Origin of the sequence: Streptomyces europaeiscabiei (assembly GCF_001550375.1) — a bacterium.
GTDB classification, from domain to species: Bacteria; Actinomycetota; Actinomycetes; order Streptomycetales; family Streptomycetaceae; genus Streptomyces; species Streptomyces europaeiscabiei.
Genome location: NZ_LRTR01000793.1, coordinates 1 through 508, shown reverse-complemented (window position 1 = coordinate 508; position 508 = coordinate 1). Strand labels below are relative to the sequence as shown.

Sequence of the window (508 nt, the reverse complement as noted above, 5' to 3'; positions counted from 1 at the left end):
GATGTCTGCTGAAGTGATCTCCATAGGCGCCCTGTTGGTGATGTTCGTGGTCGGCACCGTGCTGCCGATCAATCTGGGCATCCTCGCCTTCGTCGCCACCTTCGTGGTCGGGACCGCCTCGCTCGGCCTCACCGAGGACGAGATCTTCGAGGGGTTCCCGGCGAAGCTCTTCGTCACCATCGTCGGAGTCACCTACCTGTTCTCCGTCGCCCGCCGCAACGGCACCATCGACTGGCTCGTCGCGGCCGGGGTGCGGCTGGTACGCGGCAAGGTAGAGCTCATCCCCTGGGTGCTGTTCCTGGTGGCCGCCATGCTGACGGCGTTCGGTACGTTCACCCCGGCCGCTGTCGCGATCCTCGCGCCGATCGGCATGAACTTCGCCTACCGCTACAAGCTCAACCCGCTGGTCGTCGGCATGATGGTGATCAGCGGCGGGCACGCGGGCGCGTTCTCCCCGCTGGCCGTCTCCGGTGCGCTGGTGCTCGGCCTCGTCGACAAGACCGATCTG

Annotated in this window: 1 protein-coding gene; it reads left to right on the top strand. The window is 66.3% G+C overall.

The window, feature by feature from the left end:
* On the top strand, positions 1 to 508 hold a 508-nt coding region (locus AWZ10_RS38955; protein WP_279616669.1), incomplete at both ends, for an SLC13 family permease.